24 protein-coding genes, 2 pseudogenes and 1 riboswitch are annotated in these 23826 nt (G+C 66.1%); of the genes and pseudogenes, 14 read left to right on the top strand and 12 right to left on the bottom strand.

Annotation, left to right across the window (positions count from 1 at the left end; genetic code table 11):
• Positions 1-231: 231 nt before the first annotated feature.
• The 5 genes and pseudogenes from rnr to E4L96_RS24285 all read left to right on the top strand — a co-directional run.
• Positions 232-2718, top strand: coding sequence for a ribonuclease R (rnr, locus tag E4L96_RS07075; protein ID WP_135206511.1), 2487 nt, complete (start codon positions 232-234; stop codon positions 2716-2718).
• A 107-nt stretch (positions 2719-2825) separates the two neighbouring features.
• Positions 2826-3569, top strand: coding sequence for a 23S rRNA (guanosine(2251)-2'-O)-methyltransferase RlmB (gene rlmB / locus E4L96_RS07070; protein WP_135206510.1), 744 nt, complete (start codon positions 2826-2828; stop codon positions 3567-3569).
• A gap of 94 nt (positions 3570-3663) precedes the next feature.
• The gene (cysE, locus tag E4L96_RS07065; protein ID WP_135206509.1) at positions 3664-4401 is read left to right on the top strand and encodes a serine O-acetyltransferase; all 738 of its coding nucleotides are present in this window, start codon (positions 3664-3666) and stop codon (positions 4399-4401) included.
• Positions 4402-4410: 9 nt separating this feature from the next.
• On the top strand, positions 4411-5082 hold the full coding sequence (locus tag E4L96_RS07060; RefSeq protein ID WP_135206508.1) for a YceH family protein: 672 nt from the start codon (positions 4411-4413) through the stop codon (positions 5080-5082).
• Between the two features lie 135 nt (positions 5083-5217).
• A pseudogene (locus E4L96_RS24285) lies at positions 5218-5502 on the top strand (cupin domain-containing protein); the annotation flags it as partial.
• A gap of 108 nt (positions 5503-5610) precedes the next feature.
• On the opposite strand, the pseudogene E4L96_RS24280 reads toward E4L96_RS24285, so the two are convergent.
• Positions 5611-6474, bottom strand: a pseudogene (locus E4L96_RS24280) (LysR family transcriptional regulator); the annotation flags it as partial.
• A gap of 15 nt (positions 6475-6489) precedes the next feature.
• Positions 6490-6837, bottom strand: coding sequence for a GFA family protein (locus E4L96_RS07045; protein ID WP_135206507.1), 348 nt, complete (start codon positions 6835-6837; stop codon positions 6490-6492).
• Positions 6838-6935: 98 nt separating this feature from the next.
• A riboswitch (FMN riboswitch) is annotated at positions 6936-7106 on the top strand.
• Between the two features lie 92 nt (positions 7107-7198).
• On the opposite strand from E4L96_RS07045, the gene ribB reads away from it, so the two are divergent.
• Positions 7199-7879 carry a 3,4-dihydroxy-2-butanone-4-phosphate synthase gene (gene ribB / locus E4L96_RS07040; RefSeq protein WP_135206506.1) on the top strand — a complete coding sequence of 227 codons (681 nt, stop codon included), beginning with the start codon at positions 7199-7201 and terminating at the stop codon, positions 7877-7879.
• A 171-nt stretch (positions 7880-8050) separates the two neighbouring features.
• Here ribB and E4L96_RS07035 read toward each other — a convergent pair whose 3' ends face one another.
• The gene (locus tag E4L96_RS07035) at positions 8051-8473 is read right to left on the bottom strand and encodes a nuclear transport factor 2 family protein (RefSeq protein WP_135206505.1); all 423 of its coding nucleotides are present in this window, start codon (positions 8471-8473) and stop codon (positions 8051-8053) included.
• Complete coding sequence (locus E4L96_RS07030; protein ID WP_135206504.1) at positions 8473-8937, bottom strand: VOC family protein; 465 nt, start codon at positions 8935-8937, stop codon at positions 8473-8475. Before E4L96_RS07030 ends, E4L96_RS07035 begins: the two co-directional genes overlap by 1 nt.
• A gap of 48 nt (positions 8938-8985) precedes the next feature.
• Between E4L96_RS07030 and E4L96_RS07025 the strand changes: the two genes are divergently transcribed.
• Positions 8986-9645, top strand: a complete 660-nt coding sequence (locus E4L96_RS07025; RefSeq protein WP_135206503.1) for a TetR/AcrR family transcriptional regulator — start codon at positions 8986-8988, stop codon at positions 9643-9645.
• Here the strand turns inward: E4L96_RS07025 and E4L96_RS07020 are convergent.
• From E4L96_RS07020 to E4L96_RS07010, 3 genes are read right to left on the bottom strand one after another with little or no spacing between them, the layout of a single operon-like run.
• On the bottom strand, positions 9642-10607 hold the full coding sequence (locus E4L96_RS07020) for a hypothetical protein (protein WP_135206502.1): 966 nt from the start codon (positions 10605-10607) through the stop codon (positions 9642-9644). The two genes, E4L96_RS07025 and E4L96_RS07020, sit on opposite strands and share 4 nt — an antisense overlap.
• Positions 10604-11464, bottom strand: coding sequence for an ABC transporter ATP-binding protein (locus E4L96_RS07015; RefSeq protein ID WP_135206501.1), 861 nt, complete (start codon positions 11462-11464; stop codon positions 10604-10606). The genes E4L96_RS07020 and E4L96_RS07015 overlap by 4 nt, the downstream gene beginning before the upstream one ends.
• The gene (locus E4L96_RS07010) at positions 11461-11829 is read right to left on the bottom strand and encodes a GntR family transcriptional regulator (protein WP_135206500.1); all 369 of its coding nucleotides are present in this window, start codon (positions 11827-11829) and stop codon (positions 11461-11463) included. The genes E4L96_RS07015 and E4L96_RS07010 overlap by 4 nt, the downstream gene beginning before the upstream one ends.
• Positions 11830-12074: 245 nt before the next feature.
• Here E4L96_RS07010 and E4L96_RS07005 point away from each other — a divergent pair, with 245 nt between their 5' ends.
• From E4L96_RS07005 to E4L96_RS06995, 3 genes are read left to right on the top strand one after another with little or no spacing between them, the layout of a single operon-like run.
• On the top strand, positions 12075-13478 hold the full coding sequence (locus tag E4L96_RS07005) for an aminotransferase-like domain-containing protein (protein ID WP_135206499.1): 1404 nt from the start codon (positions 12075-12077) through the stop codon (positions 13476-13478).
• A complete protein-coding gene (locus tag E4L96_RS07000) occupies positions 13478-14218 on the top strand; it encodes a c-type cytochrome (protein ID WP_229414276.1) in 741 nt (246 codons plus the stop codon). The genes E4L96_RS07005 and E4L96_RS07000 overlap by 1 nt, the downstream gene beginning before the upstream one ends.
• Positions 14215-15486 carry a cytochrome c gene (locus tag E4L96_RS06995; RefSeq protein ID WP_135206498.1) on the top strand — a complete coding sequence of 424 codons (1272 nt, stop codon included), beginning with the start codon at positions 14215-14217 and terminating at the stop codon, positions 15484-15486. The genes E4L96_RS07000 and E4L96_RS06995 overlap by 4 nt, the downstream gene beginning before the upstream one ends.
• Before the next feature lie 3 nt (positions 15487-15489).
• On the opposite strand, the gene E4L96_RS06990 is transcribed toward E4L96_RS06995, so the two are convergent.
• Together E4L96_RS06990 and arr are read right to left on the bottom strand one after the other, a co-directional pair.
• Positions 15490-15915 carry a DoxX family protein gene (locus E4L96_RS06990; RefSeq protein ID WP_135206497.1) on the bottom strand — a complete coding sequence of 142 codons (426 nt, stop codon included), beginning with the start codon at positions 15913-15915 and terminating at the stop codon, positions 15490-15492.
• 66 nt (positions 15916-15981) lie between these two features.
• Complete coding sequence (arr, locus tag E4L96_RS06985; RefSeq protein ID WP_135206496.1) at positions 15982-16437, bottom strand: NAD(+)--rifampin ADP-ribosyltransferase; 456 nt, start codon at positions 16435-16437, stop codon at positions 15982-15984.
• Between the two features lie 167 nt (positions 16438-16604).
• Between arr and E4L96_RS06980 the strand changes: the two genes are divergently transcribed.
• On the top strand, positions 16605-17429 hold the full coding sequence (locus E4L96_RS06980) for an alpha/beta hydrolase (RefSeq protein ID WP_135206495.1): 825 nt from the start codon (positions 16605-16607) through the stop codon (positions 17427-17429).
• A 375-nt stretch (positions 17430-17804) separates the two neighbouring features.
• Here the strand turns inward: E4L96_RS06980 and E4L96_RS06975 are convergent, their stop codons facing one another.
• Genes E4L96_RS06975 through E4L96_RS06965 form a run of 3 tightly spaced genes read right to left on the bottom strand, consistent with a single transcriptional unit; the run spans position 17805 to position 19687 of the window.
• Positions 17805-18563, bottom strand: a complete 759-nt coding sequence (locus E4L96_RS06975) for a UDP-2,3-diacylglucosamine diphosphatase (RefSeq protein ID WP_135206494.1) — start codon at positions 18561-18563, stop codon at positions 17805-17807.
• Positions 18564-18587: 24 nt separating this feature from the next.
• Positions 18588-19076, bottom strand: a complete 489-nt coding sequence (locus tag E4L96_RS06970; protein WP_135206493.1) for a peptidylprolyl isomerase — start codon at positions 19074-19076, stop codon at positions 18588-18590.
• 44 nt (positions 19077-19120) lie between these two features.
• On the bottom strand, positions 19121-19687 hold the full coding sequence (locus tag E4L96_RS06965) for a peptidylprolyl isomerase (RefSeq protein ID WP_135206492.1): 567 nt from the start codon (positions 19685-19687) through the stop codon (positions 19121-19123).
• A gap of 245 nt (positions 19688-19932) precedes the next feature.
• Between E4L96_RS06965 and cysS the strand changes: the two genes are divergently transcribed.
• The 3 genes from cysS to E4L96_RS06950 all read left to right on the top strand — a co-directional run.
• A complete protein-coding gene (gene cysS, locus E4L96_RS06960) occupies positions 19933-21318 on the top strand; it encodes a cysteine--tRNA ligase (protein ID WP_135206491.1) in 1386 nt (461 codons plus the stop codon).
• Positions 21315-21977: a DNA-3-methyladenine glycosylase family protein gene (locus E4L96_RS06955; protein ID WP_370660731.1), complete on the top strand. Its 663-nt coding sequence runs from the start codon at positions 21315-21317 to the stop codon at positions 21975-21977. Before cysS ends, E4L96_RS06955 begins: the two co-directional genes overlap by 4 nt.
• A gap of 76 nt (positions 21978-22053) precedes the next feature.
• The coding region (locus E4L96_RS06950) for a sensor histidine kinase (RefSeq protein ID WP_135206490.1) at positions 22054-23826 on the top strand (1773 nt) is incomplete at its 3' end.

Below are 23826 nucleotides of genomic sequence, written 5' to 3'. Positions count from 1 at the left end.
TAATAACCGTCTTTGCAGTTTTGCGCCAGATTAACTTCCGTTTCTCTCAACGCGCTGCTTGACTGATTTCGCTCAACGATTTTCCGTTTCGCGAAAGACCAAGATTATAGCGGAGAATTTGCGATTGTCAAAGCCTCCTCCGCGCCTGCACACGGAAGCGCGCACGTTAGGTGTTTCGCAAGCTCTCCGTTACACTTAATCCCGCCTCATACGACAAGAATAAAGATCGACTTGAACCAACCTACACATACCATTCCGAGCCGCGAAGAGATTCTCGGCCTGTTCCGCAACGCCGGCGAACCGCTCGACATCCCGTCCATCGCCAAGGCCCTGCGCGTGAAGCCCGCCGCGTACGACGTGCTCACGCGCCGCCTCGCCGCCATGGAGCGCGATGGCCAGGTCCGCATGGACCGCGCCGGCAACTTCGTGCTGATCGAGCACACCGGCTTCATCTCCGGGAAGATCAACGCCCACCGCGACGGCTACGGCTTCCTGATCCCCGACGACCCCACGCAGGAAGACCTGTTCCTCAGCGACCGTGAAATGGCGAAGGTCATGCATGGCGACCGCGTGATGGCCAAGGTCACCGGCGTGGACCGCCGCGGCCGTCCCGAAGGCACCATCGTGGAAGTGGTCGAACGCGGGAACAGCCATATCATCGGCCGCCTGCTGAACGAGAACGGCGTATGGCTGGTGGTGCCGGAAGACAAACGCATCGGCAAGGACATCCTGGTCGCCGGCTCGCCGGGCAAGGCCAAGGCCGGGCAGGTGGTCAGCGTGGAGCTGATCGAGCAGCCGGCCCGCTTCACGCAGCCCTCCGGCCGCATCGTGGAAGTGCTGGGCGAGCTCGATGACCCGGGCATGGAAATCGAAATCGCGGTGCGCAAGTTTGGCGTGCCGCACGTGTTTTCGGCCGCGGCCCTCAAGCAGGCCAACAAGCTGCCGAACGAGGTGCGCGCCGCGGACCTGAAGGACCGCGTGGACCTGCGCGATGTACCGCTGGTGACCATCGACGGCGAAGACGCGCGCGACTTCGACGACGCGGTGTACTGCGAACCGGTGAAGATCGGCCGCACCAATGGCTACCGCCTGATCGTCGCGATCGCGGACGTCAGCCACTACGTCAAGCCGAACGACGCGTTGGACGAGGATGCGCTGGAGCGCAGCACCTCGGTGTACTTCCCGCGCCGCGTGATCCCGATGCTGCCGGAGAAGCTGTCCAACGGCCTCTGTTCGCTGAATCCGAATGTCGACCGCCTCACGCTGGTGTGCGACGCCGTGATCACGGCCAAGGGCGAGGTCAAGGCCTACCAGTTCTACCCGGCCGTGATTCATTCGGCGGCGCGCCTGACCTATACCGAAGTCGCGGCGGTCCTCGGCAACACCAAGGGCCCGGAGGCGATGCGCCGCCAGTGGCTGGTGCCGCACCTGCTCAATCTCTACGACGTGTTCCAGGCGCTGCTCAAGGCGCGCCACGAACGCGGGGCCATCGACTTCGAGACCACCGAGACTTACATCGTCTGCAATTCGCTGGGCAAGATCGAGAAGATCCTGCCGCGCACCCGCAACGACGCGCACCGCCTGATCGAGGAGTGCATGCTCGCCGCGAATACCTGCGCGGCGGACCTGTTGATCCGCCACAAGCACCCGGGCACCTACCGCATCCACGCGGGGCCGACCAAGGAAAAGCTCACCCAGGTGCGCAACTTCCTGAAGACCGTCGGCCTGTCGCTGGGCGGCGCGGATTCGCCGAGCGCCTCGGACTACGCGGAGCTGATGAAGAAGGTGAAGGACCGGCCGGACGCGTCGCTGCTGCAGACCATGCTCCTGCGCTCGATGCAGCAGGCGGTCTACAGCCCGGACAACATCGGCCACTTTGGCCTGGCGTATGAGGCGTACGCGCACTTCACGAGCCCGATCCGCCGCTATCCGGACCTGCTGACCCACCGCGCCATCAAGGCGATCCTGCTCGGCAAGCGCTATGAGCCGACCGGCATCAACATGGCGGCGCTGAACACCACGATCTCCAATGCCCAGCGGCGCCAGGCGGCGGTTAACCGCTCCGAGGGCAAGGAGAAGGACGAGAAGGACCTGACCATCTGGGACGCGCTGGGCGTGCACTGCTCGGCCAACGAGCGCCGCGCGGACGAGGCCTCGCGCGACGTGGAGGCGTGGCTCAAGTGCTGGTTCATCAAGGACAAGCTGGGCGAGGAGTTCACCGGCACCGTCGCGGGCGTGACCAACTTCGGCCTGTTCGTGCAGCTTGACCAGCTGTTTGTCGAAGGCCTGGTGCACATCACGGAGCTGGGCGCCGACTACTTCCAGTACGACGAAGCGCGCCATGAGCTGCGCGGCGAACGCACCGGCAAGCGTTACCAGCTGACCGACCGCGTGGCCGTGCAGGTGAGCCGCGTGGACCTCGAGGCGCGCAAGATCGACCTGGTGCTCGCGGGTGCGGACAGCCAGCCGATGGCGCCGCCGCGCGCGGGCGGCCGGGGCAAGTCCGCCAAGGGCGCGAACGGTGCGAATGGCGGCAACGGTGCCGCTGCCGCTCCGGCAGTGGAAGGCAAGCGTTCGCGCACCACCACCACGTCGCGCTACGAAGTCGAGGAAGTCGAATACAAGCCGCGCCGCAGCAAGGGCGGCACCGCAGCCAAGAAGGCCGCAGCGCGCGCGGGCAAGAAGACCAGCGCGAAGACCAGCCGCAAGAAGCGTTAAGCGATTTGCGCAGGCGGCCGCCAACCGGAGGGCCGCCAGAATTTTAAAAAGGCGGCCGCCCACGAGCGCGCCGCCATGGAACCAGAACCAGGGAAAAGCAGCAGCACATGAAGAACAAAATGATTTTCGGCTTCCACGCCGTGACCTCGCGCCTGCGCCACGAAGCTTCGTCGGTGGAAGAGATCTTTGTCGACGCGGCCCGCAATGACCGCCGCATGCAGGACCTCATCGCCCATGCCAAGTCGCACAATGTGCGCGTAATGCCGGTGGAATCCGAGCGCCTGGATCGGATCGTCGGCACCCGCCGCCACCAGGGGGTGATCGCCTTCGCCCAGCAGATCGCGCTGGCGCGCAACCTGGACGAGCTGCTGGATGCCGTGGACGGTCCGCCGCTGCTGCTGATCCTGGACGGCATCACCGATCCGCACAACCTGGGCGCCTGCCTGCGCGTGGCCGACGGCGTCGGTGCGCACGCAGTGATTGTGCCGAAGGACCGTGCGGTGGGCCTGAACGCCACCGCGGCCAAGGTGGCCAGCGGCGCGGCAGAAACCGTCCCGTACATCACCGTCACCAACCTCGCGCGCACCATGCGCGACCTGAAGGACCGCGGCATCTGGCTGATCGGGACCTCCGACGACGCCGACAAGACCCTGTACCAGGGCGATTTCACGGGGCCCACGGCACTGGTCATGGGTTCGGAAGGCGAGGGCATGCGCCGCCTGACGCGCGAGACCTGCGATGTGCTGGTCAGTATTCCGATGTTCGGCTCGGTCGAGAGCCTGAACGTGTCGGTGGCTTCCGGCGTGTGCCTGTACGAGGCGCGCCGCCAGCGGCTGGCCAAGGAAGGCTGAGCCCCCGGGCGGGCGGGCAGCGCCGCAAGCACAGCGCTGGCGAATGCGCTACCATGAATGTCCCTGTCACTCATAGCGCACATCGCCACTCATCATGTTTTCCCGACTCCGCGAAGATATCAGGAGCATCATCGAACGCGACCCCGCCGCCCGTAACGGCTGGGAGGTGCTCACCTGTTATCCCGGCTTCCAGGCCATCATGATGCACCGCTGGGCGCACTGGTGCTGGGGGAATGGATTGAAGTGGCTGGGCCGCTTCATCTCCTATCTGGCGCGCATCGTCACGGGCATCGAGATCCACCCTGGGGCCGTGATCGGGCGGCGCGTGTTCATCGACCATGGCTTCGGCGTGGTGATCGGTGAAACGGCGGTGGTGGGGGACGACTGCACCATCTACCAGGGCGTGACGCTGGGCGGGACGTCGCTGCACACGGGCGTCAAGCGCCATCCGACGCTGGAGCGCGGCGTGATCGTCGGCGCGGGCGCGCAGGTGCTGGGCGCGTTCACGGTGGGCGAATTTGCCAAGGTCGGCTCGAATGCGGTGCTGCTCAAGCCTGTGCCGCCAGGGGCGACGGCGGTCGGCAACCCGGCGCACATCGTGCAGAAGTCCGACCAGGCGCGAACCGCGCAGCTGTTCGCGGCGTATGGCGTGACGCCGAATGGCGACGATCCTTTGTCCAAGGCGCTGCAGAACCTCATCGCCCACGCGGCCCGGCAGGACGAGCAGATCGAGCGCCTGATGCAGACCATGCGCGCGCACGGGATCAGCTGCGCCAGTGTGCCGGAGTGCGACAAGCTCGATGAAGAGCAACTCAATCGCATGGTTGAATAAATAAGAACGATGACTGACACCGACAATATTCTCGATCCGTTTGAAATCCGCGTGCTGGCCGTGCTGGCCGAGAAGGAAGCCCTCACGCCGGATAACTACCCGCTGTCCCTCAATGCGCTGACCAATGGCTGCAACCAGCTGTCCTCGCGGGACCCGGTGATGCAGCTGTCCGAGGACACGGTGGCCGATGTGCTACAGCGCCTCAGCGCCCGCAAGCTGGTCAACGCCACCACGCAGGCCGGCGCGCGTGTGACCAAGTACGAGCACCGCATGCGCATCAAGTGGAACCTGGAGCAGGATAAGCTGGCCGTGCTCACGGTGCTGATGCTGCGCGGGCTGCAGACGGCGGGCGAAATCCGCACCCGCACCGGGCGCCTGCACGAGTTCAAGTCGGTGCCGGACGTCGAAACCGCGCTGCAGTTCCTGATCGATAAGTATCCGCCGCTGGTGGCACGCCTGGCGCTGGCGCCGGGCACCAAGGAGCCGCGCTATGGCCACCTGCTGGCCGGAGATGCCGCGCTGGCGCAGCAGGAATCGGCTGCGGCTTACGGTGGCGCGGCGACTGCCTCGGCACCGCAAGGCTCGCGCGTCGGCCAGCTGGAAGCCGAAGTGGCCGAGCTGCGCGCGCAGGTCGCCGCACTCACCGCGCAGTTCGAAGAATTCCGCAAGCAGTTCGACTGAACGCGCAGGAACGCCGGGGCCAGACGGCAGCTCCGGCGATTGAGGAATTCAGTTCATCAATGTTGTGCCAATTTATGCCGTTCACGGGATGAGTGGAGCGGCATAGACTGCGGTCTTCTTTCAACGGAGATCGCCATGACCATCCTTCAGCACAGTGAGCTGCCGCGCGCATCCTTGCCCGGCATCGAGCACATCACCCTGGCCGGCAGCGCGCACGGCATTACCCAATTCTCGGTCTGGAAGCAGAGCGTGGCGCCCGGCGGTGCCACGCCGCCGCACCGGCACGACTGCGATGAAATCGTCATCTGCCTGCGCGGCAGCGGCGAGCTGCATATCCACGGCAAGGTCCTGCCGTTTGGCGCGGACAGCACCATGATCATCGACCGCAATGCGCTGCACCAGATCTTCAACACCGGCGATGAGCCAATGGAGAGCATCGGCATCTTCGGCATGACGCCGGTGGAAGTCTATCTGCCGGACGGCGAACGTCTCGATCTGCCCCTGGTCCAGCTGAGCGCTGGCCAGCGCGTCCACCAGCGCGCGCACGCGCGGCGAGAGCTGGCGCCCGCTGGGGTAGACGACGTAGATGTTCATCGCGGGCGGGCGCTTGGAGGGCATGAGCTCCACCAGCCGCCCGGCGTTCAGCGCGGCCTCCACCATGTAGTGCGGCAGCTGCGCGATGCCCAGGCCTTCCTGCGCGGCGGCGGCCATCGCTTCGCCGTCGTTGCAGCGCACGGCGAACGTGGGTGTCAGCTCCGTGGTGGTGGTGCCGTCCTTGAGCACCCATGGCCGGTCGCGGCCACTGGTCGGCATGCGGAAGACAATCGCGCGGTGGGCGGCGAGGTCCGCGATGCGGCGCGGGGTGCCTGCTCCAGCGAGATAGGTCGGGCTGGCGCACAGGATCAGCTGCTGGCTGCCGATGCGGCGCGCCACCAGGCTGGAGTCGCTCAGGGCGCCGGTGCGGATGGCGGCATCGAAACCGCCACGTACCAGGTCGCAGTAGCCATCGTCGAACTGGACATCCAGCTGGATCTGCGGGTGGCGCCGCACCAGCTGCGCAAGAACGGGGAGGATGACCTGGCGGCCATAGGTGATCGGGACCGAGATGCGCAGCAGGCCATGGGGCTCACCGCGCACGCCGGCGGCGGAGGTTTGCAGGTTCTCGAATTCGGCCAGCAGGCGCTGGCAGTTCTCCAGGACCGCATCGCCTTCCGGCGTCAGGCTCACCTGCCGTGTGGTGCGGTGGAATAGCCGCACGCCGAGATGTTCCTCCAGGCGCTGGATGCTCTTGGCGACCGTGGACGGCGTGAGCCCATGCTCGCGTGCGGCCTGCGCAAAGCTGCGTAGCCGCGCCGCGCTGGCGAAGATCAGGTACTGCTGCAGGTTCTGCATGCGGCGTGCGGGCGGTTACTTCGAGCGGCCGTCGTACTTCTGCACCTGGAGCGCCTCCAGGTCCACGTTCTCCAGCGCACGCGCGTTCACGGCGGCCATCGCGTTGCCCTTGGGGTCCGTTCCCTCGCCGTACACATGGATGCCGCACGCGGGGCAGAAGTGGTGCTTGATCACGTGCTTGTTGAAGGTGTAGGTGGACATCGCATCCTCTGGTGTCTTCAGCGTGAGCGCGGAGCGCGGCACGAACCAGTGCAGGGCGCCCTTGCGCTGGCACATCGAACAATTGCAGGACATGACCTGCTGCAGATCGCCTTCCACTTCGATGGCCACGCGGCCGCAATGACAGCTGCCTTGATAGTTCATGCGAGTCTCCCTGAGGTTGAAATGTCGGAGAATTATGCCACCGCCAGCAGCGTTCACGCGGCGGTGCTACACTGCGCGTCGCTGGCCGCCTGGCCGGCATACGTCTTCAGGGCAGGGTGGAAGTCCCTACCGGCGGTAGGGTCGCGGTGGAGCATGCGTCACGCCACGAGCGACCGAGCCCGCGAGCGCCTGCGCGTTCCCGCGCAGGGACAGCAGATCCGGTTCAAGGCCGGAGCCGACGGTCATAGTCCGGATGAGAGAAGATGTGATGATGTCTTGCGCGGTCCGCGAGGGCCGCTGCATTGTGTTGTCGCGCCCTGGAACCCTTTATCGCCCATGCTTCCTAGCGAGGAGAGTTTCAATGTTCACCGAAGTCCCTTCCGAAGTCACTTCAATTTCCACCTACGTCCCACAGGACCCGGTCGTCCGCGTGCAGCAGGCGCTTGCCGCGATGCGCGAAGGCCGCCCGGTCATCCTCATGGACGACATCGACCGCGAGAACGAAGCGGACCTGATCGTCGCCGCCGAGAAGATCACCACTGAGTCGATGGCCATGCTGATCCGCGATTGCAGCGGCATCGTGTGCCTGTGCCTCACCGATGAGAAGCTGCGCGCGCTCGACCTGCCGCCGATGGTGGCCCACAACGAGAGCCGCTACGGCACCGCCTTCACCGTCTCGATCGAAGCGAAGCAGGGCGTCACCACCGGCGTCTCGGCCGCCGACCGCGTGACCACGATCCGTGCCGCCATCGCGGACCATGCCAAGCCGGATGACCTGGCGCGCCCCGGCCATGTGTTCCCGCTGCGCGCCCAGCCCAATGGCGTGCTGGATCGGCGCGGCCACACCGAAGGCTCCGTCGACCTGGCGCGGCTCGCAGGGCTCAAGCCCGCGGCGGTGCTGTGTGAATTGATGAACGACGATGGCACGATGGCGCATGGCGAACAGGTGGTCCAGTACGCGATGCGCCATCGGCTACCGGTGGTGTCGATCGCGGACCTGGTGGCCTTCCGCTCGGCCGAAGGTATCAAGCGCGCAGGTTAAACCGGCGCTGGCGGCCGCTGACGCATCCCCTGTCTGGCATAGCCGGTAGCGGAGGTCGCCTTGAGCACGCGCTGGACCGCGCGGGCGCGTGCCCAGACCTTGGGCCAGGCTGGCCTGCGCGCCGGGGCCAGTAGCCATCCAGCGACATCGACGTGTTGATGACCACTCCGGTCATGCATCCTCCGAGCGAGGCGCAGCCCCCGAGGGCGACGCGGGCGCCGGCGTCAGGTGGGTCAAGACGCAGCGCCAGCGCCCGTCCACAAGCCGATACACGTCGGTGATCCACTCGTCGGCCTGGATCGGCGCACCGCGAAAGGTGCCGGTGTTCTGGCCGCGGCCAGTCACGAGCGCCACATCCCCGTAGCGCTTCACGCGCGCAATGGTCTTCACCATCCAGTCGTGTGTCAGGACTCCGTTGCCGATCACCCCCAGGATGGCGGCGCGGCTGACCGGGCCTTTTTCCGGCGTGACCAGGATCCAGTCATCGGTGATATGGTCCGCGATGCGCTTCACGTCGTTGCTGACCATCGCCTCGTTGAAGGCGTCTTCGAGGGCCTGGAATTCGGCCAGCTCCGCGGCCTCCGGGCGGTCCATCAGGCGGCTCCCTGGGCCATGGCGTTCCAGCGGCGCTGGGCTTCCTCGGCGCTGACATCCTCGGTCTTGCAGCTCACGAACCAGCTGAATCCAAACGGGTCGGCGAGCAGGCCGCTGCGCTCGCCGTGAAAGGCCAGCTTGACGGGCCGCAGGATCGTGGCACCATGGCGCACTGCTTGCGCAACGAAGGCGTCGGCGTCCGCCACTTGCAGGTGGAACTTGACGGGCGATCCGCCGAGAGTGTCCGGCCCGACCGCACCGAAATCCGGATACTCATCGGCGAGGAACAGGCGGGTGGCGCCGAAGGTGAGCTCGGCGTGTCCGATGCGCCCGTCGGCGGGGTCGGTCAGGCAGTAGTCGAGCCGGGCGCCGAAGGCGCTCGTGTAGAAGTCGATGGCAGCTCGCGCGCCCTTGACGCAGAGGTAAGGGCATAGCTGCTGCGGTGTAAGTGGGGCCGTAGACATGATCGCTCCTTGCGGTGAAGTCGCAATTAGAATACGATACGTAAAGTAATGAGTCAACCAGAATCCACGCCGCCCAAGCGCCGTCCCGGCCGCCCGCCCAGCGAACACAGTCGCCGGCAGGTGCTGGACACCGCCTATCGCATCCTGATGACCGAGGGCCTGGGGCGCCTGTCGATCGAACGCGTGGCCGCGGAGGCGGGGGTGAGCAAACCCACCATCTACCGCAGCTGGACCAATGCGCAGGAACTGGCAATGGCGGCGTTGATGGCGCAGCCGGGTGGCGAGGCGAGCGCGCCGCTCGCAGGCGCTGCCCGAGCGGCCCTCGAGACCCACCTGCGGGCGGTGATCGACACCTTTGCCACCCAGCGCGGCCGCCAGATCGCCCTCACCATGGCGTCGGCGGATCCGGACAGCGAACTGGCCAAGGCCTTTCGCAACCAGGTTATCCTGAAGAGCCGGGAGACCGGCCGCACGCTCATCGAGCAGGCCATTGCCGACCGCGAGATACGTGCGGACGTGGACGTCGAAGTGGTGCTGGATATGTTGTTCGGACCCCTGTTCTTTCGGCTTCTGGTGGGCCATTTGAGCTTGTCCCCGGCGCTGGCCGGCGCGCTGGTGAACACTGTCTTCGACGGACTGGCGGAGATGGAAAACACCCCGGCGGCGGCGCGCGGCCGCCGCACGGGGCATGTGAAGCAGGGCGCTTAGCCCTCGTCGCGCCAGCGGCGCAGCCGGATCGCGCCGTAGATCATGCTCGCGCCCACAAGCGCGCCGACCCAGGCGGATGGGCGGGCCAGCACGGCATACGATTCATAGGCCACGTGCGAGAGACTGACGATGTGGGTCTCGGAGTCCATCAGCAGGAACGGATCCACCTTCTCGAATGCGAACCAGATGCCCGGCACGGTGCTGCTCAGCGAACGCAGGATCACGTTGTCCACGAACCAGTCCACATCCATGTCCAGGCCATAGAAGCGGTTCAGGAACTTGAGCACGATGGTGACCATGATGGGCACGCCGACCGCCCACAGGAACACCTTCGACCGCGCCCAGCTGGACACCAGCATCAGCCAGCCGATGGTCGGCAGCGCCCACACGATATACACGGGCAGCATCGCAATCACCTGCAGCGGCGCGAGGTAGAAGCTCGGGCTCGTGAGCAGAAGGGGGAACACGTTCACGCCCTTGGCGGCACCGACACCGGCCAGGATGAACAGCGTGGCAAACGACAGCGCGAACGAGATGCCGATGTACACCAGCGGCAGCACAACCAGCGCCGAGGCGACCTTGGACAGCACCGTCTCGCCATCCGACACCGGCAGCGATTTCCAGAACAGGATGCTGCGGTCGCGGCGCTCGTCGTACAGCGCGCCGAGGCAGTAGAAGAACACGATCAGCGCGAGCATGAACATCAGCGGCGCGGCCGTGCCCATGTAGCCGGCGGAGAGGGCTTGCGCCATCTTGGTTTTCATCCCCGGCGGCAGGCCGTTGACACTGGCGGTGAATTCGACACCGTTGATCTGGGCGTGCCCGATCTTCTCGGACACCATGCGGTAGGAGGCGCCGGCGATCAGCACCAGCACGGAAAGCGCCACCGCGACCGGCGCCCACAGATACATGCCGCGGTGCTCCCAGTATTCGCGGCGCAGCAGCCACTTCATGGTATTCATGCGTAGAGTCCTTTCATGGTGGCGACGAAGAGGTCCGCAACGCTCGGGTTGCGCGTCTCGCCGAGTACTTCGAGCTGGGTGCGCGGCACGCCGTCGAACAGCATCACCGATTTGCCGAACACGGTGCGCTTGTCGATCGGACCGAGCGCGTTGGCGGCGCCCACCTTGTCCGGGTTGACCATCAGCTCCGTGTAACGCTCGCCCACTTCGTCCATCGAGGCGGAGAGCACGATCTTGCCGTCGCGGATGAACATCAGGTCCGAGAGAATGTGCTCGACTTCTTCCACCTGGTGGGTGGTGATGACGATGGTCTTGTTCTCGTCAAAGTAGTCCTCCAGGAGGTTCTGGTAGAACTGCTTGCGGTAGATGATGTCCAGGCCCAGGGTCGGCTCGTCCAGCACCAGCAGCTTGGCGTCGATGGCCATGATCAGGGCGAGGTGCAGCTGCACGATCATCCCCTTGGACATGGCCTTCACCTTCATGTCGGGCGTCAGCTTGGTGTGGGCGATGTAGCGCTCGGCCTTCTCGCGGTTGAACTTGGGGTGCACGCCGGCGCAGAAGTCGACGGCGTCCTTCACCTTCAGCCAGCGCGGAAGGATGGCCACGTCGGCGATGAAGCAGACGTCCTGCATCAGCTGGTCGCGCTGGGTGCGTGGGTCCAAGCCGAGGACCGTCAGTTCGCCGTCGAACGGGATCAGGCCGAGGGCGGCCTTCAGCGTGGTGGTCTTGCCGGAGCCGTTCGGGCCGATCAGGCCCACGATGCGGCCGGGCTGGATGTCGAAGCTGACGTTGTCGACGGCGGCGGTGGCCTTGCCGTAGCGCTTGGTCAGGTTGCGGGCGGAGATCACGGCGCTCATTGGGCGGCTCCCGGCTGGGTCCCGCGCAGCAGCAGGTCGAGGTCGAGGCCGAGGCGGCGGATGCGCTCGAGCAGCGCCGGCCACTCTTCGCGCAGGAAGCGTTCGCGTTCGCTGGCGAGCAGTTTTTCGCTCGCGCCTTCAGTGACGTACATGCCAATTCCCCTTCTTTTTTCCACGAGGTGATCGTCCACCAGTTCTTGGTAGGCGCGGGACACGGTAATCGGATTGAGCTGATACTCCGCCGCCACCTGGCGCACGGAGGGCAGGGCATCGCCAGCCTTCAGGACGCCATCGAGCATCATGCCGATGACGCGGTCCTTTAGCTGGAGATAGATGGGCGTGTTGTCATTCCAGCCGGATGTCATGACTGCTCCTTCGCATGGTTGGGTCTCCTATCGAACTAGTGTTGTAGCGAACTATAACACCGCTGCGGTGGAAATCAACAACTTTTTCGTCTGCACGTCTGAGGATAGCCACGCCACCGCGCAGCGCCGCAGGGATAGCTGCACGAGGGGTTGACGAATGATGCGCTCGGGCGGCATCAAATGTATGGATTATTTGCGGGCAGCGGTGCATACTACTGCGAACAAGCATCCATGCATGAGTCAAATTGTCCCAGACAAAATCCATACAAGAGGCCACAGCCAAGCATCCCTGGCTGGCAGGAGTCGACGCTGGCAGCGGGCCACGCTACCTGCGGATTGCCGAAGCCATCGAGCAGGCGCTGTTTGACGGCATCCTGAAGCCGGGTGACCGCCTGCCGCCGCAGCGGGAGCTGGCGAGCGACCTCGGCATGGACCTGACCACCGTCACGCGCGCCTATGACGAAGCCAAGCGCCGCCATCTGCTGGAAGGGAAGGGCGCGCGCGGCACGTTTGTCGCCACACCCCGCATCGAGCTGGCGCAGGTGCTGGACCTGAGCATGAACATCCCGCCGCCGCCCGCCGGGCTGCGCTTCGACGAGCTGCTCAAGCAAGGGCTGACGCAAGTGCTGCTGCGCGCCGATACCGAGATGCTGATGGCCTACCACCTCGGCGGCGGCTCGCAGACGGACCGCACCGCCGGCGCCGCATGGCTGGAGCCGATGCTGGGCCGGCTGCATCCCGACCATGTGATCGTCTGCCCGGGCGCGCAGGCGGCGCTGGCCGCATTGCTGCTCACGCACACCGCACCCGGCGAGGTGGTGCTGGCGGAAGCGGTGAACTATCCCGGCCTGCGCGCCGCTGCCGCCCAATTCGGCCGCACGCTCGTGACGGTGGAGGCGGATGCCGACGGCATGCTGCCCGATGCGTTGGAACGCGCCTGCCGCGAGCACGGCGCGCGCCTGCTTTACCTGAACCCCACCCTGCAGAACCCGACCACCGCGACGATGCCGTCTGAGCGCCGCCAGCAGATCGCGGGAGTCGCACTGCGCTGCGGCCTGCACATCATCGAAGACGACCCGTACTGGCGCTTTGCCGACCACGCGCCGCCGCCGCTGGCGCTGGCCGCGCCGGACCATGTGAGCTATGTGTCGACGCTCTCCAAGTGCCTGACGCCCGGCCTGCGCGTGGCCTTCGTGGTCATCCGCGCGCAGGAGCAGCGTAGCCGCTTCCTGGCCGCGCTGCGTTCCTTCGCGCTGATGGCCCCCCCGCTGACGGCGACGCTGGCCACGCAGTGGATCCTGGACGGTACCGCGCAGCAGCTGTTCACCGGCGTGCGGGACGAGGCGCGCGCCCGCCATGCGCTCGCTGCGGAATTGCTGGCGGGGCGGGAGGCCTCCGCTGCGCAGGGGCTGCACATCTGGCTGCCGCTGCCCGGCTACTGGTCGTCCACCGAGCTGGCCCGTGCGGCGGCCGGGGAGGGGCTGGCCGTGACGCCGTCCGAAGTCTTCACCCTTGGCGGCCCGCTGCCGAACGCGATCCGCATTTCGCTGGGCAGCACCCCCGACAGCAAGCGCCTGGCCGCAGGATTGCGCCGGCTGTCCCAGTTGCTGGCCCGTGCACCACAGAGCTTTTCTCACCAGGTGATCTGATGACTCTCTTGCTTTCAGCCGCCCGCAGCGCGGCCCGCGCCCGCGCTGCGCTCATGGCCGCGCTGGCGCTGTCCGCCCTTGGTGCGGCGCCTGCATGGGCGGACCGCCCCGCGGTGTTGCCCGACACGCTGCAGCAGCGCATCGCGCCCTGCCTGTCCTGCCATGCGCGCACCGACCGCGACGATGCCTTCTTTCCGCGTCTCGCGGGCAAGCCCGCCGGCTACCTGTACAACCAGCTGATCAATTTCCAGCAGGGCCGCCGCCGCTACCCGTTGATGACCTGGATGGTCGCGCCGCTGCCGGATCCTTACCTGCACGAGATCGCGGATTACTTCGCCAATGCGGATCTGGCCCGTCCGCCCGCGCCTGTAGTGACCGCCAGTCCCACCGAACGCGCACGCGGCGAACAGCTGGTGCAGCGCGGTGACCCGGCGCTGAAGGTCCCGGCCTGCGTGGCCTGCCACGGTGCCGCTTTGACCGGTGCGCAGCCTGCCATCCCGGGCTTGACCGGGCTGCCGCGCGACTACATCAACGCCCAGCTGGGCGCATGGAAGAACGGCGACCGCCATGCGCTGGCGCCCGATTGCATGGCCGAGATCGCGCGCCGCCTGCCGCTGCAGGATGTGACGGCGATCTCCGCCTACCTTGCGGCCCAGCCTGTCCCGCAGCACGGCGCTGTCGCCACTCCGATCCACCGTCCGCTGCCGCTGGCTTGCGGCAGCGCTCCCGATCAGCCATGAAACGCAAAATCACCCTGGCGCTGGCCGCCATCCTGGTCCTCGCTGTGATTGGTGTGGTGGCCGCCTGGCCGCGCGCCCAGCACGTGCCGTCGCGCTCGCCTGAGGACTGGGCCGCGACGCCAGCCAACATCCAGCGCGGCGCCTACCTCGCGCACGTGGGCGACTGCGCCGCCTGCCACACCGTGCGCGGCGGCGCCGAATATGCGGGCGGCCGTGCCATCGAAACACCGTTCGGGCGGCTGTATGCGCCCAATATCACGGCGGACCGCACCCATGGCCTCGGCAACTGGAGTGCGGACGATTTCTGGAACGCCCTGCACAACGGGCGCTCGCGCGACGGCCATTTGCTGTACCCCGCGTTCCCGTACCCCAATTACACGCGAGTGACCCGCGCTGATTCCGATGCGCTGTACGCCTACCTGCGCAGCGTGCCACCCGCGGCGGTGCCGAACCGCGCGCACCAGCTGACCTTCCCGTACAACCAGCAGGTGGCGCTGATGGGCTGGCGGCTGCTGTACTTCCGCCCGGAGGTGTATCAGCCGGTGCCCGAGCGCGGCCCGGTCTGGAACCGCGGCGCCTACCTGGTCGAGGGACTGGGGCACTGCAGCGCCTGCCACAGCGCGCGCGACCGCTTTGGTGGCAGCGCGGCGGGGCTGGAGGGTGGGCTGATCCCGATGCTGGGTTGGTATGCGCCCTCGCTGAACTCCCCGCGCGAGGCCGGGCTGGCGGAATGGCCAGTGGAGCACATCGCCCAGCTGCTGCGCACGGGCGTCGCGCCGCGTGCCACCGTGGTGGGGCCGATGGCGGAGGTGGTGCGCGCCAGCCTGCAGCACCTGTCCGACCAGGACACAATCGCGATGGCGATGTATCTGAAAGCATTGCCACCACGCGAGGCGCCTGCGGGCGCAGCGCCTGAACCGGTGCCTGAGGTGGTGCTCCAGCAGGGCAAGCAGATCTATGCCGACCGCTGCCTGGACTGCCACGGGGCCGACGGCCGCGGCCTGCCGCCGCATTATCCGCCGCTCGCCGGGAATGCGGCGCTGACGGTCGCGAACCCGGTGAATGCCATCCGCATTGTGCTTAACGGCGGCTTTGCGCCGGGTACGGCGGGCAACCCGCGGCCATATGGGATGGTGCCCTACGGCCCGGTGCTGAGCGACGCGGAAGTCGCGGCGGTGCTCACTTATGCGCGCAACAGCTGGGGCAACCGGGGCGAGATGGTCGACCCACGCGAGGTCAACCGCTACCGCAACGTGCCGCTGGACTGAGTCTCAGTTGAACTTGCCGTTCGCGCCGCCCAGGCTGTAGCGGCCCGCCCCGAGCAAAGCGATGGCGATCGCGGTGCCGAAGTAGAGCATCTGCAGCTCGATGGCCCAGCCCCCGGTGTCGTTGCGGGTGAAGATCTGGCTGGTGTGGACCAGCATCAGGGCCACGATCATGTTGATCGCCACGACCAGCGCGGCCGCGCGCGTGTAGACGCCGATGAGAATCAGCAGCGGCGCCACCACCTCGCCGATGTAGACGCCGTAGCCCAGCACGCCGGGCAAGCCCATCTTCTCCAGCATGCCGGCGATGAAGCCAAGGCCGCCCATCAGCTTGGAGACGCCATGGAACAGGATCAGCACGGCCAACAGCACGCGCAGGATCAGCTTGCCGCGGTCGTCCGTCGTGTTGGTGAGCTGAACAGTCTGGTCCATGGTGCCTCCTGTTGTTGGTTGGGCTGGAATTGAAGCACAGTGTATCCCTGCCCGCGCCGCTTGGGTTCAATCGAGGATGATGTGGCGTCCGCTGCGGCGCAATTCGGCCAGGCCGTCGAGCATCTTTTGGATCGTCTCCGGCGGATGAGGTTCCCAGTCCGCCAGTTCGGCGACGATGCGCAGCGGGGCGCGGGTGCGGTAGGACTCCGTGGGATTGCCGGCGAACTTCTTGTTGGTGAGGTTGGGGTCGTCCTCGAAGCTGCCCGTGGGTTCGACCACATAGATGTGCCCGCGGCCCGCCAGCCCAGCCAGCGCCACAGCCAGTTCCGCGCCCCACATGGCCGGCTCCAGTTTGGCGCTGAAGTAGACGTGGTTGGACACGCGGCCCCCCTCGTAGTTGGAGGGGCGGCCGGGGACGAGCAGGTCGCCCGGCTGCAGCGGGTGCCGGGTGCCGTGGTAGAAGGGGCCGGTGACGTGGTGGCACTGCTCATGCGTGACGGGAGTCCATTCGGTGCTGTCCATATGCTTCCTTTCAATGCGGGGAGAGGCGGCATGGTAGCCAATTTTTTGAGGCCGGAAAGAATGTTTTTGGCGCTGAAAATTGCCGCTGAGGCCGGTTTATAATGGAGGCCAGCGGAGCAGATTTTTACGCGCGCCGCGTTTCCCTGCCGAGCGCCGACGTCTCAGACATGTCCCTGTTGCGATCCTTCCTGCTGGCCGCGTTCACGGGCCTGGTTTCCACCGCGGCCGCCGCCGCTCCCACCGTACCCGTATCCGTTTCCGCTCCGGCCGCACCGCTGGCCATCGGCGACACCTGGCTGCTGCCCTCGACCGTGCTGGGCGAACAGCGCCGCATCAATGTGTACGTGCCGCCGGGCGTTACGCCGGGCACGCGCTTGCCGGTGGTGTACATGCCCGACGGTGGACTGCAGGAAGACTTCCTGCACGTGGCGGGACTGCTGCAGGTGGGGGCCGGGAACGGAACGACCCGTCCGTTCCTGCTGGTCGGCATCGAAAACACGGAGCGGCGGCGCGACCTGACCGGCCCGACCGAAAACGCCAAGGACCGCACCATCGCGCCGCGCGTGGGCGGGTCGCAAGCCTTCCGCGATTTCATCCGCAAGGAACTGATGCCGGACATCGCGCGGCGCTATGCCGTCACGTCCGAACGCGTAATCGTGGGCGAATCGCTGGCCGGGCTGTTCGTGGTCGAAACGCTGCTGCGCGAGCCAGACCTGTTCGATACCTACATCGCGATCGACCCGAGCCTCTGGTGGAATGATGGGAAGCTGGTGCAGCAGGCGCGCGCCGCGCCTCTCACGGTGCCGGGCCGCAGACGCCTGCACATCGCGACCAGCGCCGACGGGCGCCCCGGTTTGAACCTGGCAGCACTGCAGGCCATCTTCCCGGAGTCATCCGGCGTGACCTTCACCTTTGATGACTGGCCCGCCGAAACCCACGCCACCATCTATCACCCTGCGGCATTGAAAGCGTTTCGCACACTCTTGAAGTGAGGGTGCAGAGCACAGCGTGACCGTGCGTCCTGGGCTCCCGGTGTTGCCCGATGTAACCAGAGTAAGCAAATGTTCGAGTGTGCGTAACCACACGGAAATTCTTGCACTCTCAGTCTACTGTGATCGGAAGGCAACTTCGATTCGGAGGCTGAATATGGAGGTTTCGAATCCCCAATGGTATTGGTACGGCCCGCCTGCCCTGCGCTGGCGCGGACGGCTGGTGAGTGTCGACGTCAGATGCAAGCGGTGCGGCAATCAATGGACGGCAACGCCCGGCGACAACCCGGCTCAATTTTCCTTCGTTGGTAAGAAGATCGCCGTGACGTGCCGCTGCGGGGTCACGAGTGTCGGGACCTTGCCGCGGAACGAGGCGCCTTAGACGAGCGCGCCGTCGTAGCGGTGGCGGGTGATAGTGCCGTCGGAGGCGATGGCAATCCAGCCGCCGCGCGGCTCGGGATTGTCCAGGTCCCAGTCGGGCAGGACGTAGCGGCGCTGGCCAGCGGACTCATGCAGGGCAGGGCGGTGGGTGTGGCCGTGAATGATGATGCCGGTGCCGGTGGCGCGGTACAGGTCGGCCACCGCGGACGGCGTGACGTCCATGATCTCGTAGGACTTGCCCGCCTGCGCTTCCTTGCTGCCTTCGCGCAGCCCGGCGATGATCTGCTTGCGCTGCGCCAGCGGCATGGCCAGGAACTTGGCCTGCCATTCCGGATCGCGCACCTGGTGGCGGAAGGCCATGTAGCGCACGTCGTCCGTGCACTGCGCGTCGCCGTGCACGAGCGTGATGCGGTGCCCGCCGATCTCGGCTACATACGGCTCGGGCAGGATGGTCAGCCCGGCTTCCTCGGCAAAGCGCGGGCCCACGAGAAAATCCCGGTTGCCGCCGATCCAATAGACGGCCACGCCGGCATCGGACACGGCGCGCAGTGCACGCGCCACCAGCTGGGGATGCAGGGTGTCCAGGTCGTCGTCGCCCGCCCAGTACTCGAACAGGTCGCCAAGAACATAGAGCGAGGACGCCGCCATCGCCCGCTCGCGCAGGAAGGCGAAGAACGCCTCCGACGTGGACGGGTGCGATGGCTGCAGGTGCAGGTCGGAGATGAACAGCGCGAGCGTGCGCGCGGGCAGGGTCATGTCCGAACCCGAGGCGGCCAAGGCTTAAACGACTTCCGCCTTTTCGATGACGACCGGCTCGACCGGCACGTCCGCATGCATGCCCGAACGCGAAGTGCGGACCTTGCGGATCTTGTCGACCACGTCCGTGCCGTCGGTGACCTTGCCGAACACGGCATAGCCCCAGCCATCCTGGCCCGGGTAGTCCAGGAAGGAGTTGTTCTTCACGTTGATGAAGAACTGCGCCGAGGCCGAGTGCGGATCGGAGGTGCGCGCCATGGCGATGGTGTACTGGTCGTTCTTGAGGCCGTTCTTGGCTTCGTTCTCGACGGTCTGGTCGGTGGCTTTCTGCTTCATCTGCGCGTCGAAGCCGCCGCCCTGGATCATGAAGTCGCTGATCACGCGGTGGAAAATGGTGCCGTTGTAGTGGCCCTGGTTCACGTAGTGCAGGAAGTTCTCCACCGTCTTCGGCGCCTTCTCGGCGTCCAGTTCGAGGGTGATGTTGCCCATATTGGTAGTCAGCAGAACGGCCATGTTCGTGTCCTTTTCTTGATTCAGTTGTAACGAAGTCCGCTATTTTACTTCTTAACGACGGTGGCCGAGGTGATCACCACAGGCACGACAGGGACGTTCTGGAAGCCCGGCTTGTCGTCCACGACCACACCCTTGATCTTGTCCACCACCTCCTGGCCTTCCACCACCTTGCCGAACACGGTGTAGCCCGCGTCGACCCGGTTCGCGCGGTCCAGCCCGGCGTTGTCGGCCACGTTGATGAAGAACTGCGAAGTGGCGCTGTCGGCGTCGTCCTGGCGCGCCATCGCCAGCGTGTATGCGGCGTTGGACAGGCCATTGCCCGCTTCGTTCTTGATCGGCTTGCGGGTCGGCTTCGATTTCAAATTCTTGTCGTAGCCGCCGGCCTGGATCATGAAGCCGTCGATCACGCGGTGGAATACGGTGCCGTTGTAGAAGCCGCTCTTCACGTACTTCAGGAAGTTGTCGGTGCTGATGGGCGCGTGTTCCTGGTCCAGTTCGACGACGATGTCGCCCATGGTGGTCTTGAGCTTGACCTGCGGATCGGCGGCAAAGGCCGCGGCGCTGAGGACCAGGCCGCCCGCGGCAGCCAGCAGTTGGGGAATGAGTCGCATCGGTATGTCCTTGTTGTTGAACGCTGTCGGGCCTGTCAAGCGGGGTGCGGAAAAATAATCCGGCATGGCCGCATGTCAGTCGGGTTTTTATCAATGCTATACTCCGGCGGAGCTGTCCCCATTCTACCAATAAGAACACTCCAAGGGTCCTGACGATCCCTGCGCACCCCTCTGCTTGGCGCCTCACGGAGCCGCGCCAGGAGGGGATTTGCGCCGGTCGCGGGCCGGAGAAGACCCACTGCCCGATGAGTAAGTTGAAGATCTATAACACGCTCGCGCGTGAAAAGCAGGAATTTGTCCCGAACCAGCCAGGCAAGGTCGGCATGTACGTGTGTGGCATGACGATCTATGACTACTGCCACATCGGGCACGCGCGGATGGTGATGGCCTTCGACGTGATCTACCGCTGGCTCAAGGCCTCCGGCTACGACGTGCGCTATGTCCGCAACATTACTGACATCGATGACAAGATCATCAAGCGCGCGGTCGAGAACAACGAGAGCATCGGCTCGCTGACCGCCCGCTTCACGCAGTACATGGATGAAGACCTGGGCGCGCTCGGCATCCTGCCGCCGACCGACGTGCCGCGCGCGACCCAGTACGTGCCGCAGATGCTGTCCATCATCGAGCAGCTGGAAGCGAAGGGCCTGGCCTACAAGGCCGCCGATGGCGACGTCAACTACGCGGTGCGCGGTTTCCCGCAGTACGGCAAGCTGTCCGGCCGCTCGCTGGACGAGCTGCGCGCCGGCGAGCGCGTGGACGTCAACACCGGCAAGCGCGACCCGCTCGACTTCGTGCTGTGGAAGGCCTCCAAGGAGTCGGAACCGGCGGAAGTGAAGTGGGACTCCAAGTGGGGCAGCGGGCGCCCAGGCTGGCACATCGAGTGCTCGGCGATGTCGTGCGCGCTGCTGGGCGAGAATTTCGACATCCACGGCGGCGGCCAGGACCTGCAGTTCCCGCACCACGAGAACGAGATCGCGCAGAGCGAAGGCGCGACCGGCAAGCCGATGGTGAACTACTGGGTGCACAACGGCTTCCTGAATGTCGACAACGAGAAGATGTCCAAGTCTTTGGGCAACTTCTTTACCATCCGCGACGTGCTCAAGGAGTACGACGCCGAGGTGGTGCGCTTCTGCATCGTGCGCACCCACTACCGCAGCCCGCTCAATTATTCGGACGCGCACCTGAACGACGCCAAGGCCGCCTTGACGCGCCTGTACACGGCGCTGGCCGAGGTCGATCCCGGTGCCGGCCCGTACGAAGTGGACTGGAATGAAGCCCACGCCGCGCGCTTCCGCGAGGCGATGGATGATGACTTCAACACCGCGGTCGCGCTGGCCGCGCTGTTCGACCTGGTCACGGAAGTGAACCGCACGAAATCGATTGCCCTGGCGCGCCAGCTGAAGGCGCTGGGCGCCGTGCTGGGTCTGCTGGAGCGCGCCCCGCAGGCCTTCCTGCGCGGTGGCGCCACCGATGACGATGCGCGCATCGACGGCCTGATCGCCGACCGCATCGCCGCCAAGAAGGCGCGCAACTTCGCCGAGGCCGACCGCATCCGCACTGAGCTGCAAGCGGCCGGCATCATTCTCGAAGACAAGCCGGACGGCACGACGAACTGGCGCCGCGCATGATGCCGCTGTCGAAATCCACGGGCGCGAGCGCCGCGGGCGCAGCCGTGCCCCCGGTGCCGCCGTACTGGGAAGAAGCCAAGGCCGAACTCATGAAGCGCGACCGGATCATGAAGAAGCTGATCCCCCAGTTCGGCGACCTGCACCTGGTCGGCAACGGCGACCCGTTCCTGACCCTGGCCCGTTCCATCGTCGGTCAGCAGTCCTCGGCCAAAGCGGCCGAGACCGCGTGGACGAACCTGATGGAGGCGGTGCCCAAGTTCACCCCCGCCCAGGTCATCAAGACCGGGGCCGAAAACCTGGCGGCCTGTGGCCTGTCCAAGCGGAAGACCGAGTACATCCTGGACTTGGCCGAGCACTTCAAGGCCAAGCTGGTGCACGTGGACAAATGGGGCGCGATGGACGACGAAGCCGTCATCACTGAGCTGATCCAGATCCGCGGCATCACCCGCTGGACCGCCGAGATGTTCCTGATTTTTAACCAGTTGCGCCCCAACGTCCTGCCCCTGGACGATCCCGGTCTCATCCAGGGCATCAGCCGCAACTATTTCTCGGGCGAGCCGGTCTCGCGCAGCGATGCGCGCGAGGTGTCGGCCAACTGGGAGCCGTGGCGGACCGTGGCGACCTGGTACCTGTGGCGCAGCCTGGACCCGGTGGCCTGACTGTCGTTTTGCGGCAAACGCGTGACTTTTGCTTTGACGAAATATGTATTGACATGCTACGGTAGGGCCGTTTTTCTTGTCTGGCCCCTTCGTGCGCTACCGCTTCCGTTCCCATAATCTCGCGCTGCTCCTGGGTGGCCTGCTCATCGGCGTCATCCTGGCGTCGCTGCTGACTTCGCTCCACGTAACGCGCGCGCAGGAGATCGACGCCTGGCGCAACCAGCTCGGCAATCTGTCGCTGGTCCTGGCCGAGCAAACCCGGCAGGAGATGGCGTCCGCCTATCTCATCCTTGACAGTGTGACCCAGGAGGCGCAGGCCGAGGGCGTGCAGAGCGGCGCCGATCTGCGCGCGCGGATGGGCACCCGCGCGGTGTTCCAGAGCATGCGCGACAAGATCGGCGGCCTGCCGGTGATCGATGTGGCGACCATCGTGGCCGCCAATGGCGACATCGTCAATTTCACGCGCAGCTATCCGGCCCCGGCGATCAACCTGGCCGACCGCGATTACTTCAGCGCGCACAAGAGCGACCCTGGACTGGGGGTGTTCATCAGCAAGCCAGTGCGCAACAAGGGCACCGGCGCCTGGACCTTTTACCTGAGCCGGCGGCTGAGCGGCCCGCATGGCGAATTCCTCGGCCTGTGCCTGGTGGGTTTCTCCAGCAGCTTCCTGTCCGATTTCTACCGCAAGATCAGCCTCGGTCCGGGCTCCAGCGTCACGCTGTACCGGCAGGACTTCGTCCAGCTGGCCCGCTGGCCGCATGCCGATGCGCTGATGGGCAAGGCGAACCGGAGCGGTTCCACTTACCAGCTGCTGGGTGTCGAAGGGCGGCAGGCCGGGGTGACGATTACCTCCGCCCCGCGGCTGGCCGACGGGGGCGCCGCTGTCCAGCGCATGGGCGCGGCGCGCCGGGTCGAGGGCTACCCGCTGCTGGTGAACGTGACCGTGGTGGACGACGTCTTCCTGCGCCGCTGGCGCAACAGTGCGTGGCAGAGCGGTCTGGTGGCCACGCTCAGCGCGCTGGGGGTTGGCATCGCGTTTGCCTTGCTGCTGCGGTCGCTGAACCGGCGCGAGGCCGCGCTGGCGCTCACGGAGCGGCTGCGCCTGGAGGCCGAGTCGGCCAGCCGCGCCAAGTCCGAATTCCTGGCCATGATGAGCCATGAGATCCGCACGCCGCTGACCGCCATCATCGGCTTTGCCGAGATGCTCGGCAGCAGTGCGGACGCGGCGGTGCGCAGCGACGGGGCGCAAATCATCGTCCGCAACGGCCAGCACCTGCTGCACGTGATCAACGAGATCCTCGATATTTCCAAGATCGAGGCCGGGGGGCTGCATCTGGAGCAGTCGCCGTTTTCACCTGTGGACGTGGTGGCCGGCCTCGAGACGATGATGAGTGCGCAGGCGGCCAGCAAGGGCATCAGTTTCAGCGTGGCGGTCGAGTACCCATTTCCCAGCCAGGTGATGGGGGACTCCACGCGCTGGAAGCAGATCCTGTTCAACCTGTCCAGCAACGCGGTGAAGTTCACGGAGCTGGGCTCGGTGCGCCTGATCCTGGCCTACCGCGAGGATACCGCCCGCCTGTCCTGCACCGTGGTCGATACGGGCATCGGAATCTCGGATGCGCACCGCGAGCGGCTGTTCGCCCCCTTCGAACAGGCCGACCGCGCCGTGGCGCGCAAGTACGGCGGCACCGGCCTCGGCCTGCATCTGGTCAAGCGCCTGGCCGAGCGGATGGGGGGCACGGTGCAGGTGGCCAGCGTGCCGGGGCAGGGCTCGGTTTTCGAGGTGGAAGTGGCGGCGGCGCTGCCGCCGGAGCATAGCTGGCTGACCGAGGCGCCCGTGCACGCGGCC

Source organism: Zemynaea arenosa, from assembly GCF_004614185.1.
Lineage (GTDB): Bacteria > Pseudomonadota > Gammaproteobacteria > Burkholderiales > Burkholderiaceae_D > Telluria > Telluria arenosa.
This window is presented reverse-complemented; position numbering and strand designations above follow the sequence as displayed.

Bases quoted from the DNA above. Each gene is read 5' to 3' on its own strand.
- rlmB (WP_135206510.1), top strand. From the start codon at position 2,826: ATGAAGAACAAAATGATTTTCGGCTTCCACGCCGTGACCTCGCGCCTG.
- cysE (WP_135206509.1), top strand. From the start codon at position 3,664: ATGTTTTCCCGACTCCGCGAAGATATCAGGAGCATCATCGAACGCGAC.
- E4L96_RS07060 (WP_135206508.1), top strand. From the start codon at position 4,411: ATGACTGACACCGACAATATTCTCGATCCGTTTGAAATCCGCGTGCTG.
- E4L96_RS07045 (WP_135206507.1), bottom strand. From the start codon at position 6,837: ATGAACTATCAAGGCAGCTGTCATTGCGGCCGCGTGGCCATCGAAGTG.
- ribB (WP_135206506.1), top strand. From the start codon at position 7,199: ATGTTCACCGAAGTCCCTTCCGAAGTCACTTCAATTTCCACCTACGTC.
- E4L96_RS07035 (WP_135206505.1), bottom strand. From the start codon at position 8,473: ATGGACCGCCCGGAGGCCGCGGAGCTGGCCGAATTCCAGGCCCTCGAA.
- E4L96_RS07030 (WP_135206504.1), bottom strand. From the start codon at position 8,937: ATGTCTACGGCCCCACTTACACCGCAGCAGCTATGCCCTTACCTCTGC.
- E4L96_RS07025 (WP_135206503.1), top strand. From the start codon at position 8,986: ATGAGTCAACCAGAATCCACGCCGCCCAAGCGCCGTCCCGGCCGCCCG.
- E4L96_RS07020 (WP_135206502.1), bottom strand. From the start codon at position 10,607: ATGAATACCATGAAGTGGCTGCTGCGCCGCGAATACTGGGAGCACCGC.
- E4L96_RS07015 (WP_135206501.1), bottom strand. From the start codon at position 11,464: ATGAGCGCCGTGATCTCCGCCCGCAACCTGACCAAGCGCTACGGCAAG.
- E4L96_RS07010 (WP_135206500.1), bottom strand. From the start codon at position 11,829: ATGACATCCGGCTGGAATGACAACACGCCCATCTATCTCCAGCTAAAG.
- E4L96_RS07000 (WP_229414276.1), top strand. From the start codon at position 13,478: ATGACTCTCTTGCTTTCAGCCGCCCGCAGCGCGGCCCGCGCCCGCGCT.
- E4L96_RS06995 (WP_135206498.1), top strand. From the start codon at position 14,215: ATGAAACGCAAAATCACCCTGGCGCTGGCCGCCATCCTGGTCCTCGCT.
- E4L96_RS06990 (WP_135206497.1), bottom strand. From the start codon at position 15,915: ATGGACCAGACTGTTCAGCTCACCAACACGACGGACGACCGCGGCAAG.
- arr (WP_135206496.1), bottom strand. From the start codon at position 16,437: ATGGACAGCACCGAATGGACTCCCGTCACGCATGAGCAGTGCCACCAC.
- E4L96_RS06980 (WP_135206495.1), top strand. From the start codon at position 16,605: ATGTCCCTGTTGCGATCCTTCCTGCTGGCCGCGTTCACGGGCCTGGTT.
- E4L96_RS06975 (WP_135206494.1), bottom strand. From the start codon at position 18,563: ATGACCCTGCCCGCGCGCACGCTCGCGCTGTTCATCTCCGACCTGCAC.
- E4L96_RS06970 (WP_135206493.1), bottom strand. From the start codon at position 19,076: ATGGCCGTTCTGCTGACTACCAATATGGGCAACATCACCCTCGAACTG.
- E4L96_RS06965 (WP_135206492.1), bottom strand. From the start codon at position 19,687: ATGCGACTCATTCCCCAACTGCTGGCTGCCGCGGGCGGCCTGGTCCTC.
- cysS (WP_135206491.1), top strand. From the start codon at position 19,933: ATGAGTAAGTTGAAGATCTATAACACGCTCGCGCGTGAAAAGCAGGAA.
- E4L96_RS06955 (WP_370660731.1), top strand. From the start codon at position 21,315: ATGATGCCGCTGTCGAAATCCACGGGCGCGAGCGCCGCGGGCGCAGCC.